The 14946-nt window shown below is 61.8% G+C and carries 25 protein-coding genes; 15 read left to right on the forward strand and 10 right to left on the reverse strand.

What is annotated here, in order from left to right; translation table 11 throughout:
- Positions 1 to 34: 34 nt before the first annotated feature.
- A complete protein-coding gene (locus LB553_RS12015) occupies positions 35 to 907 on the forward strand; it encodes a hypothetical protein (RefSeq protein ID WP_224513421.1) in 873 nt (290 codons plus the stop codon).
- Positions 908 to 1158: 251 nt separating this feature from the next.
- Here the strand turns inward: LB553_RS12015 and LB553_RS12020 are convergent, their stop codons facing one another.
- Positions 1159 to 1701, reverse strand: coding sequence for a DnaJ domain-containing protein (locus tag LB553_RS12020; protein WP_224513422.1), 543 nt, complete (start codon positions 1699 to 1701; stop codon positions 1159 to 1161).
- A gap of 239 nt (positions 1702 to 1940) precedes the next feature.
- Here LB553_RS12020 and LB553_RS12025 point away from each other — a divergent pair, with 239 nt between their 5' ends.
- Together LB553_RS12025 and LB553_RS12030 are read left to right on the forward strand one after the other, a co-directional pair.
- Complete coding sequence (locus LB553_RS12025; RefSeq protein ID WP_224513423.1) at positions 1941 to 2435, forward strand: cytochrome b; 495 nt, start codon at positions 1941 to 1943, stop codon at positions 2433 to 2435.
- Between the two features lie 339 nt (positions 2436 to 2774).
- Entirely contained in the window at positions 2775 to 3182 is a 408-nt protein-coding gene (locus LB553_RS12030) for a hypothetical protein (protein ID WP_224513424.1), read from the forward strand.
- A 292-nt stretch (positions 3183 to 3474) separates the two neighbouring features.
- On the opposite strand, the gene LB553_RS12035 is transcribed toward LB553_RS12030, so the two are convergent.
- Complete coding sequence (locus LB553_RS12035) at positions 3475 to 3822, reverse strand: exopolysaccharide production repressor protein (RefSeq protein WP_224513425.1); 348 nt, start codon at positions 3820 to 3822, stop codon at positions 3475 to 3477.
- A 282-nt stretch (positions 3823 to 4104) separates the two neighbouring features.
- Positions 4105 to 5001 carry a DUF1236 domain-containing protein gene (locus LB553_RS12040; RefSeq protein WP_224513426.1) on the reverse strand — a complete coding sequence of 299 codons (897 nt, stop codon included), beginning with the start codon at positions 4999 to 5001 and terminating at the stop codon, positions 4105 to 4107.
- A gap of 246 nt (positions 5002 to 5247) precedes the next feature.
- Here LB553_RS12040 and LB553_RS12045 point away from each other — a divergent pair, with 246 nt between their 5' ends.
- Both LB553_RS12045 and LB553_RS12050 read left to right on the forward strand, forming a co-directional pair.
- Positions 5248 to 5547 carry a DUF1236 domain-containing protein gene (locus LB553_RS12045; protein ID WP_224513427.1) on the forward strand — a complete coding sequence of 100 codons (300 nt, stop codon included), beginning with the start codon at positions 5248 to 5250 and terminating at the stop codon, positions 5545 to 5547.
- 216 nt (positions 5548 to 5763) lie between these two features.
- The gene (locus LB553_RS12050) at positions 5764 to 5985 is read left to right on the forward strand and encodes a hypothetical protein (RefSeq protein WP_224513429.1); all 222 of its coding nucleotides are present in this window, start codon (positions 5764 to 5766) and stop codon (positions 5983 to 5985) included.
- Between the two features lie 187 nt (positions 5986 to 6172).
- Here the strand turns inward: LB553_RS12050 and LB553_RS12055 are convergent, their stop codons facing one another.
- Positions 6173 to 6478 carry a DUF982 domain-containing protein gene (locus tag LB553_RS12055; RefSeq protein WP_318011494.1) on the reverse strand — a complete coding sequence of 102 codons (306 nt, stop codon included), beginning with the start codon at positions 6476 to 6478 and terminating at the stop codon, positions 6173 to 6175.
- 257 nt (positions 6479 to 6735) lie between these two features.
- On the opposite strand from LB553_RS12055, the gene LB553_RS12060 reads away from it, so the two are divergent.
- The 6 genes from LB553_RS12060 (at position 6736) to LB553_RS12085 (ending at position 8741) form a co-directional block, all read left to right on the forward strand.
- On the forward strand, positions 6736 to 7035 hold the full coding sequence (locus LB553_RS12060; RefSeq protein ID WP_140541659.1) for a DUF1236 domain-containing protein: 300 nt from the start codon (positions 6736 to 6738) through the stop codon (positions 7033 to 7035).
- Positions 7036 to 7163: 128 nt separating this feature from the next.
- A complete protein-coding gene (locus LB553_RS12065) occupies positions 7164 to 7373 on the forward strand; it encodes a hypothetical protein (RefSeq protein WP_224513432.1) in 210 nt (69 codons plus the stop codon).
- A gap of 100 nt (positions 7374 to 7473) precedes the next feature.
- A complete protein-coding gene (locus LB553_RS12070) occupies positions 7474 to 7725 on the forward strand; it encodes a DUF2934 domain-containing protein (protein ID WP_224513433.1) in 252 nt (83 codons plus the stop codon).
- Positions 7726 to 7817: 92 nt separating this feature from the next.
- Complete coding sequence (locus LB553_RS12075) at positions 7818 to 8198, forward strand: dihydrofolate reductase family protein (RefSeq protein WP_224513434.1); 381 nt, start codon at positions 7818 to 7820, stop codon at positions 8196 to 8198.
- Complete coding sequence (locus LB553_RS30790; RefSeq protein ID WP_224513435.1) at positions 8191 to 8358, forward strand: hypothetical protein; 168 nt, start codon at positions 8191 to 8193, stop codon at positions 8356 to 8358. Before LB553_RS12075 ends, LB553_RS30790 begins: the two co-directional genes overlap by 8 nt.
- A gap of 176 nt (positions 8359 to 8534) precedes the next feature.
- Positions 8535 to 8741, forward strand: a complete 207-nt coding sequence (locus LB553_RS12085) for a hypothetical protein (protein WP_224513436.1) — start codon at positions 8535 to 8537, stop codon at positions 8739 to 8741.
- 44 nt (positions 8742 to 8785) lie between these two features.
- On the opposite strand, the gene LB553_RS12090 is transcribed toward LB553_RS12085, so the two are convergent.
- The 6 genes from LB553_RS12090 to LB553_RS12115 form a co-directional block, all read right to left on the reverse strand.
- Complete coding sequence (locus LB553_RS12090; RefSeq protein WP_224513437.1) at positions 8786 to 8995, reverse strand: hypothetical protein; 210 nt, start codon at positions 8993 to 8995, stop codon at positions 8786 to 8788.
- Between the two features lie 212 nt (positions 8996 to 9207).
- Positions 9208 to 9552 (reverse strand): hypothetical protein, encoded by a 345-nt coding sequence (locus tag LB553_RS12095; RefSeq protein ID WP_224513438.1) that lies wholly within the window; start codon positions 9550 to 9552, stop codon positions 9208 to 9210.
- A gap of 149 nt (positions 9553 to 9701) precedes the next feature.
- Positions 9702 to 10574 carry a DUF2167 domain-containing protein gene (locus tag LB553_RS12100; RefSeq protein WP_224513439.1) on the reverse strand — a complete coding sequence of 291 codons (873 nt, stop codon included), beginning with the start codon at positions 10572 to 10574 and terminating at the stop codon, positions 9702 to 9704.
- Between the two features lie 263 nt (positions 10575 to 10837).
- Positions 10838 to 11224: a hypothetical protein gene (locus LB553_RS12105; protein WP_224513440.1), complete on the reverse strand. Its 387-nt coding sequence runs from the start codon at positions 11222 to 11224 to the stop codon at positions 10838 to 10840.
- Positions 11225 to 11298: 74 nt separating this feature from the next.
- Positions 11299 to 11583, reverse strand: coding sequence for a hypothetical protein (locus tag LB553_RS12110; protein ID WP_224513443.1), 285 nt, complete (start codon positions 11581 to 11583; stop codon positions 11299 to 11301).
- 408 nt (positions 11584 to 11991) lie between these two features.
- Positions 11992 to 12657, reverse strand: coding sequence for a helix-turn-helix transcriptional regulator (locus LB553_RS12115; RefSeq protein ID WP_224513446.1), 666 nt, complete (start codon positions 12655 to 12657; stop codon positions 11992 to 11994).
- A 47-nt stretch (positions 12658 to 12704) separates the two neighbouring features.
- Between LB553_RS12115 and LB553_RS30515 the strand changes: the two genes are divergently transcribed.
- The 4 genes from LB553_RS30515 to LB553_RS12130 all read left to right on the forward strand — a co-directional run bounded on the left by LB553_RS30515 (position 12705) and on the right by LB553_RS12130 (position 14798).
- The gene (locus tag LB553_RS30515; RefSeq protein ID WP_263484021.1) at positions 12705 to 12833 is read left to right on the forward strand and encodes a hypothetical protein; all 129 of its coding nucleotides are present in this window, start codon (positions 12705 to 12707) and stop codon (positions 12831 to 12833) included.
- Positions 12830 to 13141 carry a hypothetical protein gene (locus LB553_RS12120; RefSeq protein WP_224513447.1) on the forward strand — a complete coding sequence of 104 codons (312 nt, stop codon included), beginning with the start codon at positions 12830 to 12832 and terminating at the stop codon, positions 13139 to 13141. Before LB553_RS30515 ends, LB553_RS12120 begins: the two co-directional genes overlap by 4 nt.
- A gap of 111 nt (positions 13142 to 13252) precedes the next feature.
- On the forward strand, positions 13253 to 14050 hold the full coding sequence (locus tag LB553_RS12125) for a GcrA cell cycle regulator (protein ID WP_224513450.1): 798 nt from the start codon (positions 13253 to 13255) through the stop codon (positions 14048 to 14050).
- Between the two features lie 148 nt (positions 14051 to 14198).
- Positions 14199 to 14798 carry a DUF6456 domain-containing protein gene (locus LB553_RS12130; protein ID WP_224513451.1) on the forward strand — a complete coding sequence of 200 codons (600 nt, stop codon included), beginning with the start codon at positions 14199 to 14201 and terminating at the stop codon, positions 14796 to 14798.
- Positions 14799 to 14946: the final 148 nt, after the last annotated feature.

Raw genomic sequence — 14946 nt, forward strand, 5'->3', positions numbered from 1 at the left:
GGGCCAAGCGACGATTCATCTGCGGAGAAGCACAATGACATTGCGAAAGACACTCCTGGCATCCCTTGCCATTCTTGCGCTCGCGGCCGCGCCGGCGCTTGCGGGCGCCGGCGGTAATGGCGGCGGCAACGGCAATGGTGGGGGCCACGGCAATGGTGGCGGCCACGGCAATGGCGGCAGCCATGGCGCCGGCAATAGCAATAGCGGCAACGGCGGCGGCAACGGTAATGGCGGGGGCAACGGCAAGAGCGGCGCCTCGCACGGCAAGTCGGCTTCGGGCCACAACAAGAGCGCCGATGCCAGCGCGTCGGATGACAGCTCGACCGATGACGCGACGACTGACGATACGACCACGGCCGCCACGCCCAAGGAAAAGAACATTCACGCCAAGCTCGGCCGGCTGAACTCGCTGCAGCGCAACATCAACGCTTACATGAATTCGAAGAGCAAGAAGTTCGCCGGGATCCAGGCTTACGTAACGCAAGCCGCGGCGGCCCAGAACGCGCAGGCCGCGCTCGACGCGGCCAACGCTCAACTGGCCGCCGACCAGAGCAAGCTCACCGGCCTCACTCAGCAGCTCGCTGATCTCAATGCGACCGACACAACGGGCTTCACGCCCGAACAGCAGGCGGCTCTCGATGCGCAGATCGCTGACGTTCAGGGGCAGATCGATGCGCAGAACGCGGCAATCACGGCCGACAACCAGGCCGTGACCGATGCCCAGACTGCGGCTGACAACGCGCCCGCCCCCACTGATGCCTCGTTGGACGCAGCCCTTGGCGACATGGCCAACAAGCCCGTCGACGCGGACGTCACCGCCTGGGCCAAGGATACGCTGGCGGGCAAGATAGACGCCGCTGCCGCCGCCACGGCGACGACGACCACATCGACGACAACGACCCCATAAGGCCGGCCGAACCGACCAGAGGGCGAACGAAAACGCCGCCGGGCCTCGCCCGGCGGCTTTTCGTTTGGGAGCGATGGCAACTCATTCGCGGTCTCGGAAAAAAATGGTTCGCCTCGGTGTTTTCGTTCTTATCGGCTTTGGTTTGGTGAGACGGGCCAAATGCGGCAGCCCGTCGGACCTCAGTCACCTTGTGTCGATGAGACGAGCCCGCCACTGGTTCAGGGTCTGTAGGCGGGTTTTCGATGATCGGCCTAATCGGCGTGATTGAGGAGGCGAGTGGCGTCGGGGCGATCCCGGCCGTGCCTGGTCCCGGCGTGATCGATGCCCTCGACCGTGATGGCGAATGTTCCGTTTTCGGTTCTGCCGATGAAGCCCTTCGCCTTGAGATACCACAGATGGAATTCCAGGTGCTCGCGAGGGCAGCCTGACAAGCGCTCGAGCTCCTCATCGCCGATGCCCGGATTGTTGACGTCGCGCCGGCGCCTCACATAGAGGAGTGACAGCAGATTGGCCTGGATGACGCTATCCCTCTCCATGCCGCCGCCATCGCGCGCTCCTTCCGTGAGCTCGTGACGAAGGCCAAGATGTTCGCGATAAAGGATATCGTACTGTGTCCGTTTGACCGGATCGCGAAGCGTATTGTGGGCTTCCACGATCTCGCTGAAACGCGATTCATTGCCGGTTTCCCGATTGTCGGGATGGTAGCGCATGGCAAAGTAGCGGAAGATCCGCTCGATGGTCTCCGAATTGGCGTTCGGGCTTATTTCCAGAAGTTCGTAGTAGTCGATGAACATGTAATCGTGCTTCCGAAATTACGGAAACCACTCCCCCGAGCCGAAGCATTGCCCAAACGCCGCGCACTTGCAAGGCGCCCGGCTGGTCTCGAACCGCTATGGCCGGCGCGAATGCCCGCCATACGAAAATGTAACATCGCGGCCACAATTGCGAGAACTTTCGAGCCGAATTCGGCCAACCTCCTCTCGACTACTAAGCAACGTGAAGGCGCAGGGCGTCTTGTACTCTGGAGAATGCAATGGAAACCAGACGTGGATATTCGTTTTTTCAGATCGGCCTGCATTGGTTGACCGCAGCGCTGGTGTTATTTCAGCTCTTCTTCGGTGAGAGCATGACGGCTGTCGTGGACGCAGCTGAAGGCGGACAGGCGGTATCGGCGACGGACCAGGCGCTCGGCTCCGCTCACTACTGGGTCGGCCTGGCCATCCTTGCGCTTGTGCTTGTTCGATTGATCGTCAGACTGGCATCCGGCGCGCCGGCTCCCGCTGGCCGGGGACCGAGATGGATGCAGCTTGCCGCGCATGCATCCCACGGCCTGTTCTATGTGCTGTTGCTGGCGGCGCCCGCAATAGGCTTTCTTGCGTTCTATCTGGGCGACCCTTGGGGTGACATTCATTCGCTTGCCAAGCCGGCGTTCATCGTGCTGATCGCAATCCACGCCGTGGCGGCGCTCTACCATCAGTTCTGGCTCAAGGACGGGACGCTGAAGCGCATGCTTTCGCCCGCCGGCTAGAAGGGAAGGGACGCCCCCGGTCGGCGAAAGGCTTGCTCCGCCACTGGGAAGCTTACCTGACCAACCCGCTGTCGCGGTGGAATAAATCCTGCATTCTGCTACGTTGGCCATCTTTGAAATCAGGTGGCAACCTGGATGGGGCCGACCTCAAGCCCGGCTCCCTTTTTTGGCTCGCGTCGAAAGAGGCGAGCCATTTTTTGCGAGGCCCTCTGCCGGATGCTCGCCCCAACCTCGCTGCTTTCGCCCGATGGCCACGCCGACCTAAGTGTGTGATGGCTAATATGACTTGAGCGATGTAGACTGGGCTCGGGTTCACAGAGGCATTGGGAGGAGAACAAAATGCCACGGGTTTCGGAGCTTTTTTTCAAGACGGCCATCATCTTTCTTATCCTGGGCATCGCTGCCGGACTGCAGATGGCAATTTCGGGCGATCATGGCGCCTTCCCGGCGCATGCTCACATCAACCTTCTCGGCTGGGTCACCAGTGCTATCTTCGGCGGCTATTATGCGCTCAACCCTGCCAAGGCCGAGCGCCGCATCGCCATGATCCATTACGGCCTCTACACGGTCGGCATCGTGATCATGCTGCCGGCGCTCTACTGGATGCTGGCGGCAGGCCATCCTGAGATCGAGCCCGTCGTGGCGATCGGTTCGCTGATCGTCGCTGCCGCGGTCCTGGTCTTTGGCTTCGTCGTCTTCTCGTCGACGGAAACGGTGCGCTCGGCCACACCGGCCACCGCGCGCTAGGCGAAATCGAGCAGGGGTTTCAGGCGGGCGCGGATTGCAGCCTCCGATCAGGAGGGACTGCAAGCCGGCGTTTGGTTGCGCCGCATCGGCTTTGATGGCGGCGCATTTGGCGCCGATGCAAAGTGAATGGCGGTCTATCGGCTCCGATGCAATTGATTGCGCCTCGGCCCTGCCGAGGTACAACCCGGCCCCTGCGTTCGAACTGAGGAAGCAGCGGGCCGGACTATTGCGGCGTGGATGCCTGTCGCCAAGCAATAGATGATCGGCCTGCGGCCGACCGAGCGCGAGGTGATTAGGGAAGCAGTTTCGGGAACAGCCGCAAGATGAGAGCGTGGATGATGCCGTCGCGCTCGAACGGGCCGGGTATCTTGGCGGGTGCCGCGCTTGCGTCCGCTTTGCTTTCGTCGGTTACGCGGGTCTCACCATGCACGAGCCAGAGCACGGCCACGAAATAGCCGGCCTGCAGAACCACGGCCGCCAGGAATGTCCAGCCGATCGCCATCCAGACAGACCCCGTGGACATGAAGGTCCAGCCGAGGATGATCAGAAGCGTGCCCACCATTCCCACAAGAAACTGCGGAAAGTACATTTGCCCAACCGAGCGCCGCGACCACATTCGACCATCAGCGATCTCGCCCATATCTCTACCCATCGTGACCCATGCACCTTTTCCAGGTGGACCGCAAGCTTGAACGATTTTCCGGCGGCCCCGTCGCCCTTTGGTCGGCCCTGACAGGGACGACGGACGCAGGACTTCCGTCGTGACAACTGGCAATTGCGCCGGATCGTTCCCGACTCGGCGACATTCAAGTCCTGCCTAATGGACCGCAGTGCATGCGGGCGGCTGCCTGCCGGGTCTAGATGCCTGTCCACGCAAAAGGCCCGCCACCTGGGCGGGCCCTTATCCGCTATGCTGACCGGATCAGCTCAGGATCACTACGATCTTGTAGGTGTCCGGGTCGACGATGACGATGCGTCCATCGGCCAAGACGAAATACTCATAGTTCTCGTAAGCCGGAACGATCTTGACGATGCGTGCCGGCAGACGGTGCAGGCGCACCTTGTGGCGCGGCACCTCGACGCCGACCGAGATATCGAAGCTGACGTCGCGAACCGGTTCGACATGGCTCTCACGAATGACCTGCGTGATCTGCGTCTTCTGTTCCACCGTGACGTTGTTGATCGACGCTGTCTTGTTCTGGTCGGTCTCGACGTTGGTGTTGCCCTGAGCGTTCTGCTCGGTGGTGGTGCCGGTCTTACCCTGGGCATTCTGCTCAGTCTGCATCTTGGTGGTGCCACCCTGAGCGTTCTGCTCGGTGGTGGTGCCAGTCTTACCCTGAGCCTGCTGATCGGTCTGGATCTTCGTCTTGTCCTGGGCATTCTGCTGGGTGGTCGTACCGGTCTTGCCCTGCGCGTTCTGCTCAGTCTGCATCTTCGTGGTGCCCTGAGCGTTCTGCTCGGTGCTGGTACCGGTCTTGCCCTGTGCCTGCTGCTTCTTCTTCAGCTGTGTGTTGTCCTGGGCGTTCTGGTCGGTATTGGCGCCTGACTGACCCTGGGCCTGCTCGTCGGTCTTCATCTTGGTCTTGCCTTGAGCCTGCTCTTCGGTGTTGGCGCCGGCCTTGCCCTGGGCGTTCTTCTGGGTCTGCGACTTCATTTCGCCCTGGGCCTGGCCGCCGGCCTTACCGCCCTTTTGGCAATCGGCCGTGCCGGCCGCGCAATTGTTGTCGCCGCCGCTCGGCTGTGCGGATTCGGTCTGCGCCATCGCCGCGCCGCAACCGACGCCGAGCGCGATCATGCTTGTGATCAGCAGATGTTTCATTGGATTTTCTCCTCGGAAAGTCGGTCCCTTCGTATGGGTAACCCCACCCGAAACGCATTGTTCCGAAATAGTTGCAACCGGTGGGAGGCTTTGGTTCGCGGAACACGGCGGCAGCTGCTTTGCAGGCGCCGGTCCAGTTTTTGCAGGAACAAGGGTAGGCGAACCGCGTTACGACAATGCCGACCCGCTGTGGAAAATCGCAGGCGCAGCATCAAGGCGTTCAAATCCACATAGGAGAGACTACCAATGAAAATGCACCTCACCTCCGCCGCCGCTGGCTTCCTGCTGCTTGCTGGTATTGGCGCGGCTGCCGCGCAGGATGTCGTGATCGCGCCGGAGCAGGAAACCGTCATCAAGGAATACGTGCATAAGCAGCCGCTAGCCTCGGTTAAGGTTCCGGGCGTCGAGCTGAATATCGGCAGCACGCTTCCCGACACGGTCGAATTACACGAAGTGCCGAACGTGAAATACCGTTACGTCGTCGTCGATAACCGGACGGTGATCGTCGACCCCAGCACCCGCAAGATCGTCAAAGTCCTCGATTGATCGATAGCGCGCCAAATCGGATGGCCCCCCGCCCGGTGAGGGCGGGGGGCCGTTAACCGATTATTATTTTGTTACCATATGCTAACGGAACCTTCCTCCTGCGCTTGAGTTAGCGGCTCTGGTTCACGCTGTCTCATAGACAACACAAACCAATGGCAGGGTGAAGATTCGGGCGGTGGCAACAGATACGGGCGGGGCGAGGAGGAGTTTACCAACATGTCGAAACGAGAAATCGGAACATCCCGTTCGCTCGGGCTGCGTGTCGCCGATCTCAAGGCCAGGATACGGGAGGCCCGGATCACCGAGCATGAGATGAAGGCCTTTCAGAAGGTCGCGGCCATCATGGGGGGCGGAGAGGGCTCCCTACGTATTGAGGCGGACGATCTGATCGCCGCGTCCTTCGTCACCGAGGCGCTGGGCGAATCGACGCCGACCTGACAGCGGCTACCCAGCCCGAATCACGGAGAGATGCAGTCGAGCGTCAGCCGGCGAGGCGCCGGTTGGAAGCGAACTGGTGCTCGGTGCGGTTCGAGGTGCTGCCCAAATCCGCATAGCTATCCGCCCGTTCGCTCCAGCCGGGCTCCGAGCCGGTCGAAGCGGCCTTGCGCCGCCTCGGCACTCGGGCCTACCCAGGCGCGTGGCGGTTCTGCGCCCGGCTTTCGCGGGCCCGGCTGCGCCTGATCTTTGCTTCGCGCAGCGTCACGACCGGATCGGCGCCGGTCCACTCAATCCCCGCCTTCTTCGCAAAAATCAGGAACGCCTGCCGCGCCTTGTCGAGATCGATCTCTCCGCCCCGCGCCGCCTCGCAGGCGCGCAGCGCCGTGACGTAGCTCGCGTCCCGCGCAGCCGGCGGCCATTCCTTGAGGAAATTCTGCATCGCGGTCAGTGAGGTGATCTCGCGCTTAAAACCGGCGCCGACGGCGATCGCCACCGGGGCCCGAAGTTCGATGTCGCTTCTGATGGAACCTTCTTGCATATACCTCCGCCCTATGAATTTCAAAGTCTTGGGGAGTTTCAATACCTTCCAATGCGGGGCCGATGCGAAGGTTCCGCCAAATCAATTAGTCGTCGCTGACGGAACAACACCTTGCCGAGGGCGTTGCCCCCGGGAGCTCCAACGTTCGATCTGCCGGTGTTTCCGCTCCCGCGGAGGCAGGCGGAGCTCGCCAACGCAACAGGAGAGAAACGATGAAAACCACCCTCATTCCCGCTGTCGCCGGCCTGGCTCTGATGGCCGGCATCGGCATCGCGGCCGCGGACGAGGTGATCGTCACCCCCGAGCAGCAGACCGTGGTCAAGGAATATGTCCACAAGCATCCGATCGCCTCGGTCAACGTGCTTGGCCTTGAGCTTGGTGTGGGTTCCACGGTACCTGACACTGTCGAGCTGCAGCAGGTACCGGACGTCCAGTACCGCTATGCGGTCGTCAATGACCATACGGTGCTGATCGATCCCGGCACGCGCCGCGTTGTTCAGGTGATCGAGTAGATCAGCCTTGAAGAGCCCGATCCCTCACCGAAGCATCGGGGAAGGATCGGGCTCTTTTCGCATCCGGGCATAAGGCCTAAGATAGGCAGCGGTTTGGGAGGCAACGAAGCGCGGAAGGAGTCGTTGCCATGCACCATCCACACGTCGAATCACCTGACATAGCACGCCAAGTCGACAAGCTTTTAGCCGAGCATAGGACTGGCCTGCTGTCGATGCACGAGGCAATTACCCTGTTGCGGAAACGCACGGGAACCGACCGCTCTGATGCGGATTTGGCCGGATTGATTACAAAGAAGGCAGCGCATCTGGGCATCGCGGTCGTCACCGACGGACGCTAAGCGCCGCTCAGGTCGGTCGCTATTCGTGATACCGAAGACGCCACGCGAAAATTCGGCTAATGTTCGCGCCGGGGAACCGTCCCAACATCAGGAGGCGACAGTGACGGACGACAGGCACGAACGCATTCGCCAGCGGGCACACGAGATCTGGGAGCAGGCGGGCCGGCCCGAAGGCGCTCACATGGAGCACTGGGACCAGGCGGTTGCCGAGGTAGACGGGGCCGGCAAGTCGGCGGCAAAAAGCCCGAAGAAGGCTGCCGCCAAGGCCGACAAGCCGAAAGCCGCCAAGGCGGAGAAGCCGGCCAAGGGCCCTGCCAAGGCGAAGTCTCCCGCCAAGAAGACCAAGGGCTGACCGCCCAGCCAAGGCCCGCACCCTTTCCACCGGGTCATGTGACGGTGCGCTCGACGCTCCGTGTGTGAGACCTGTGCCCGAAGGCTATGCGCATGCGAAAAGTCGTCTTGATCATGACCATGTCGATCGACGGATATGTTGTAGGGCCGGTAGGAATGTCGACGGGCGGTTTTCCTGAACCGGCAGAGCTCAAGCGCTGGAAACTCGATCGCATCAGTCGCGCTGGCACACACATCATGGGCCGCGTGAGCTACGAGGAAATGGGGCCGTACTGGCAAAAATCCGAGGATGCCTATGCCGGGCCGATGAACGACATCCCTAAGGTCGTGTTTTCGAAAACGCTGAAGGAGGCTACTTGGCCAGAATCCACCATAGCGAAAGGTGATCTACACGAGGAAATCGCTAAATTGAAAAAACAAGCCGCGGCGAAATCATTGCTTGGGGCGGCGCGGGATCGCCCAGTCATTGTCTAAGGCAGGGCTGGTTGATGAGTACGTCATCCTGACTCGGCCGATCGCCTATGGCGCCGGCAAACCCCTGTTCAGCAGTTTGGCGGACGCGCTCAAGCTAAACGTCCTCGTCACGGCGGCTTACGATAACGGCACCATGCTTCGCATCTACACCCCCCGCTGAACCATCACGGATTTCTTCGGCGCGGCGTTGGCAACCTTGTTCAAGATGGGAGCGAAGTTCGATGCCGACTTCTCCTAAAGCCATGGCAGATTGACCCGCATTGCGCTAAACCGCAAGACCTGGAAGCAAATCTCCGACCGAGTGTGGGTCGCCCCTCCGTTCCCGGCAAGACGGCGTTGGCCGCCCACGTCGACGACTTCGACAACCGCATCACCCGCGCCTTTGAGAACGCCTCGATCTCGGCCGCGCTTGCCGCGTCCAACCTTCGTTCAGGGGGAGCATTTCGGCCTGCGCCTCAATGGGGCAATGCCGGCGACGCCAATGCCTTTGGCATCACCGGCGCCGCAGTGTTGAGCGAGGCTTCGAGCATGGCGGCCGACTGACCGGCACGCTCGGCATTGCGCTGCAGTTCAACTGGTAGGAGAGGCTACCGTTTTCCTTGATTTCCGGCGTATCGCGCGACCGCACACAGGAAGGCCAGCGCAGCCGTATCGCAAGCGGCTCGCGACGGCGACGGACCCTTGGCGAAAAGGACCGCGTCCGCGACGGGGATCGTCAGGCCGTGCTTCCGGGCGAATGAGGTGACTTCGTAAGGCTGATCGTCGGGTTGTATGCTGATGTCGATGCGCTGGTCCATCAAAACGAATTCCTCCCTGATACGCAGGCTTACCCTCCTTCGCCTGAGAGGAATTAACCATCGGCCGCTCACGCGCGTCCACCAATTGGCAATTGTGTGAAACGATGCATTTTTGGAGCCGCAGAGCCAAGGGTTGCAGCGACATGATTGTTCGCTTCTCGGATGGTCTTGGAGTCCTTTCCCTCTCCACGAGGAAGAGGTGAGAACGCTCCTCACCAAGCGTCGCTCGACTGTGCAAACCTTACCCCTGCCGCGATCATCGCGCTTTCACATTCGCTGATCAGCCTGAGGTTCCGCAGATACCGGGCCACTGTCTCCGGCAGCCAGGCCGCACAGGCCTCGACATAGGCGCGGCCATGCAGCAGCGTGCCGGTCGAAAGCCGCTCGTCCTTCTCGGCGATTACTTTCAGATATTGCCGGATGAAGCGGATGTCGTCGGCGATGTCCTGGCTGGCCATGCGCCAGGCGCCGGCAAGGCGTTCGCGCTCGGCGAGCGGCAGTGGCGACAGCAAGGGGCGGGAGAGATCAGCGAAAGCGGCATGGTTCGCGGTGTCCAAGCAAATTCCCTCAAAAGAAGGGAAGTATCGTACTTTATGTACGAAAAGCAATCAAGCGGGATTCGTACGATTTGAACGATAATGTGGCTCTAAGAAATCCGCGGAAAACTTATAACAAGCTGGCGCTCGACTGGACGGTCAACACACATTCAACTATCTGCCTTTTTCCTGCTGAACAGCCTTCTCAGCCACACCAGTGGCACCAGCAAGACGAAGGCGCCCTTCTTCAGCACCACGAGGGCGAGCGCGATCAGGCCGGCGCTGGCTGCCCCGCCATACTTGACGCCGAGCGTTGCCGCCAGCACGCCCAGCGCACCGTAGCCGGCCATCTTGTCGCCGCTGGAGAATTCAAAATAGGACGAGCCGGCCTGTGGCTTGTAGGCGGCGGCCGATGCCGCGACGATCTTCTGTACGTCATCGCTGGTGACGTTGCCGTTCACCGGCACGATCTTCATCGGGACATAGCCCTGCCGATCGAAGATCGAGACCGAGATGTTGATCGTCCTCTCGCCGCTCCAGTTCAGGATATTGGAGTAGTAGAGAATGTTCTTGCCCTTGTCGATTTGCGGATAGACGAGCCAGCCGTCGAAGCGGATTTCCTGTCCGGACCGCTCCGATTGCGCTTTCACCGATTCCTTGAAGCTGTCCTCGATCGAGCTGATTTCCTGGTTGCGGTCACTGGAATCCCAGTCCGCCAGGCTCACATAGCCGTCCGACACCGGCTTCTCGACGGTCAGATTGTCGATTTCCGGGGTCAAGCCGAAGATCGATTGATCGATCGTGCCGCACTGGTCGTAGTCCCAGCCAAACTCCTTCACCACCAGATTGCAGCGGTCCTCTGGCTTCAGGTAGAAAGCCCCGCCGCCAGCTGGACTGATCATGCCTCTTGCCACGCTCAAAGGCTGGGCAAAATCCTGCGGATGATAGTTCGCGTCCTCGGCATGCGCGATGACCGGCTGACCGACAGAGCAGACAAACGCCAGCAGAATGGAAATCAGATATTCCGTGACAGATTTGCGCACAACCCCTCCACTAATGAGACCCCAGCCTCACGCAGCTACGATCTAACGGGATTTCAACGACAGGCACAAGACAGGAGAGTTCTTTTTTTGTTCTTGATGCCGGAGAATATTCCGTAATCCTCCTGCCAGTTCTTATCTGACCTGCAAGCCCGGCTTTCACTTGGATATCTGCCTGTAAGTGGCCAGAGCCGCCGACGGCTTTCGCGGTACATCGCACGGCAGACCTTCATCACATGACCAGTGCAGCGCCTGGTCACCGGGGCCTAATTCTTCACGATGGCGTAGAGCAGGGCGGTTTTGATGTGCCACCCGGGTTCGCCATGCATTACCAGGGCGGCCTCATAGAATCTTGCCATGGCCGGGCAGAGGCCTGGGAAGTCTTGGTTGGCGTTCGAGATAGCCTCCATCTCGGCCGGCGTGCCGCCGATCTTTGTGAAAACGTCGGCGACCAGCGACCAGTCCTGATCGCTAGGCACGGCCGCTGGCAGGCCGCTTCTTTTGGCGGCGCCAAAGGCGCGGAACAGCGTGGCGCCGATCCTGTCCAGGTCAGCCCGGAAATCGTAGCCGGGCGCACTGATCGCGTCCGGCCCGTTGCGCAGGTAATTGTTGCAGGTAGCCGGCGTTTCGCGCGCCATGACGTGATTGAGCATGTCGAGTTGCGCCGAAAGCGCTTCCGAGACGTTGCTGTCCGGCGCCGAAGGTAGGAGCGGTGCATATCTGTGCCTCAGATCGGCGACCGCCTGCCTGCTGCATTGCGCACTTCTGTTTGGTTTCCGGTCTGGGCCGCGGCAGTGATCTTGCCCAGCATCGCATCGTAGTCGTCCGGAAATTCGCGGGCGATAGCCTCGAAGATCTGGAGATCCTGCTTCCGGATTTCGGCATCGATGTCGGCGGTGGTCACCGGCTGGGGCGGCATCTCCACTGACTGATAGTGGTGATGCCTGCCGCCGCCGAACATCGTTGGCATCACTTCAATCCCAACGATGCTTGCGGGGACGACCGCCGCCACTTGCAACCATTTCCAAGGTGACATCTGCTGACCCCCTATAGCCGATGCTCAATTAGACTTGAGACTCAGCGCCTTCTTGCGATCGGCCTCGGCACGCTTATGGTTGCCCTTGGCCTCCCGCCCCAGGCACAACCATCCCTGCCAGCGCCAGGAGCAGCCCGCGCGGGACCCAGGCAACAAACGCGCGCATCAGCGCGCCGGTGCGGCGTGACATGATTAATCCCCCCGGAGTAATCGCGACAGTTCTCGCGGATACCTATATAGTTCTGGTTTTGTGCCCTAATGCAAGCAGAAATTGCGGTGGCTGCATTTATGCCGTTGGGGTGAGTCAAATGGAGCTTGGCGAGGACCTTGCAACAGGGCATGAAGCAAAGCAGCGCCTCAGGCTGCGGCATCGCTCCCAACGGCTCACATATCGATCATCGACCGCTTCACTCGCCCGATGATGGTGATTGCGCCCTCCAGCTCCGGCGGCGGGATGTCCAGATAGGACGCCGGCTGGAACGGCGGATTGTCGTTCGGGCGATAGCGCTTGTAGGTGGCGCGTCCCGTCTCGTCGGCGATCACATAGCAGCCATTGGTCACCAGCCGCTTGTCGCGCAAATTGACGAAGATGATCGAATCCGGCGGCGAGATCTTGTTCATCGACGGCCCATCGACGCGCAACGCAATCCATTCGCCTTCCTCGAGATCGGCGGTGGGGATGGTCGGATAATCGGAGAGGTTGACCACGCTGTCCTGGCTGCCGAGCTCGCCGGCGCTGATCCAGGACACGATCGGCACGTCGATGGTGACGGGCGAAGAGGCGAGGCTGACCGGCGCCGCTTCCGCGCCATCCGCGTTGAACAGCAGCCAGCCGGGATCGACGCCGAACAGCCGGCCGTATTTCTCCGCCGCTTTCCGAGACAATGGCCGGTTGCCGTTCTCGTGGCTGATCAGCGTGTTCTTGTTGATGTCGCGCAAGGCGCGGGCCGCATCGCTGGGCGAGGCATAGCCGGCCTGCGCGCGCGCCTGCTGCAATCTGTGCCGGGAATCCATCATCGTACAAAACGCCTGAAAATAATCGTCCAACATGTACGATTCCGCTTGCGCAGCATTCGTACATAAAGTACGCTTAGCGCATGAATGAACATCTCGCAAGCATTTCCGCACTGCCGGTGATTCCGACGCCGCCCACGAGCATCTCAAGGCTTGTTGGTTCCTCGCAGCGCATCGACGCTTTCGCCGCCGAGCAAGGGGAGGCGGCATGAACGCGTTGCACCCGTCTGTCCAGTTTGAACCGCCTGTCGAATTCCAATCGTCCGGACTGTCCCCGGTCCGGACGCATTCCGGGGCGCTTGCCCCGGATCCGGTCGAACCGCCCGCACCCCGGTTCACCGGAACGGCCGGAGCCGCTCCTCCCCCGGCTCCGGCCGCCAATTCGGGCACGAGCTGCATCTGCACCGAGGACGGCACCGTCATCCTGTTCGACAGGGTGACGGGCCGGGCGGTGTCGGGCCTGACGCGAACCGCCGCCGAGGCCGCGCTCCTTCGCTTGAAGGCTCCAAGCGCCGCCTGACCTTCAACGCTTTCGCTGACCTGATCCCCAACGGCCTTCGGCCGAAACCCTGGCGCTTGGCCTGAAGCCTGGCGCTTCGCACTAGCGCTTCGCAATCAATGGAATGAGACGATGGTAGCCGCCTACACCGAAAAGGAAATCGACGTGATCGCCGCGTTGCTGAAGGAGGGGATGTCGGCCTCGCGCATCGCCGGCCGTTTCAGCGCGCTGCGTGGCAGTCCGGTCTCGCGCAACGCCATCATCGGCATCGTCCACCGCAACGCCGGCTTGAGCGCCATCGGCTTCGCCAATCCCAAAGGCGGCCGCGCCGGCGGCAGACCGAGAAAGCACGCCCGGCCCGATCGTCCTGGCCGGCGGGGGAGGGCGGTGACCGGAGGGATGGCACTGTCGGAGCCGGCTGTGCTTTCGAGATACGCCGAGCTGGCAGAGGGCGCCGGCGCGGAAGCTGCCAATCTCCCCTCTTGCGGGGGAGATGCCCGGGAGGGCAGAGGAGAGTGCTGTCCCGCCGACGCTCCGGTCTATGAAGTTCCCTTTGAGCCGAGCAACGTCACCGTCCGTACCCCCAAGCCCAAAAAGCCCAAAGCCCGCAAACCCGCGCGCACGCTGCCACCCGCCTGGCTCGCACCCAGCGCCCGCGAAAAATCCGAAGCGCATCTCTACAAGCTCCCGGCGCCGCCGCCTCCAGTGAACCCTGGCCGGCAGCCGCATGTCGCGGCCATGCGCTTCCTCGACTGCCTGTTCGGCCGCTGCCGCGCGCCGCTCGATCTTGCGCTGCGCGAGGATGCCGAATCCGATCCCGTTGGCGCGCGCCCGGGACCGGACATGCTGTGCTGCGGCCTGCCGACGTCGGCTACGCGCTCCTACTGCGCCCATCACCATGCAAGATTTCACGGCCATCGCGGGAGCTGATGGCGAAGCGGCGAAGACACAGCCAGCCTCCCTAAGTAGGGGAAATGCCCGGTCCGCCCGGCGCAGCTGGTGCGCAGGACGAGCAGGGCAGGGAGGGCCGCGCCGTCCCACCAACCTTTTTCAATGCCATCTCACTGAAGGATCCGCCATGCCCCGCAAAGCCGTCAAAAAACCCCAGCCCCCAAAACTCCCCAAGGGCGAGGCAGAGCAGGTGCGCATCCGCCGCGAGATTGGCCACGACTTCGCGCTGAAGCCTGACGGCTTCGGCCGCCAGCGCCTCACCCCGGGCACTGCTGAGGCGCGCCGCATCTACGAGGTGTCGAACGGCGGCTACACCTCCACCGTCGGCGTCGTGCGCTTGCGCAATGTCGATCCGCTCACCGGCATCACCTCGCTGACGCGCCAACAGCGCGAGGCCGGCCAACGCTTCCGCGACGATTTCGAGCGCAGCCAGCGCGAGGGCCTGCAGCCGCAATCCTGGAGCGAGCGCGTCGATAGCGGCCGGATCGGCGGTAGCGTCCCAGACCGGGTGCTCTCAGCCGGCCGGGCGTATGCCCATGCCGCGGCGGCGCTCGCCCACTGGGAGGTGGCGGAGGTGGTGCGCAAAATCTGCCTTGAAGGCCAGTCGGTTAAGGCCATCGCCGAACGCAGCGGCGAGGGGCGCGATGTGGTTGTGAAGCTGCTGAAGGTGGGACTGGACCTGCTGGCGGTGCATTACGGGATGATGATGGGGAAGAAGGTTGGGTAGGGGGCGGCAAGGACGCGGCCAAATCAAGAGCTTGGCACAGCAAAGTGAATCACAGTGTGAGGTGGCTGACGCGAACTTGCAGAGGCATGGCGCTGCCCCTCATCCGCCTTCGGGCACCTTCTCACCGTAAACGGGGCGAAGGAGAGGC

Source organism: Mesorhizobium sp. CA8 (genome assembly GCF_020164955.1).
Lineage (GTDB): Bacteria > Pseudomonadota > Alphaproteobacteria > Rhizobiales > Rhizobiaceae > Mesorhizobium.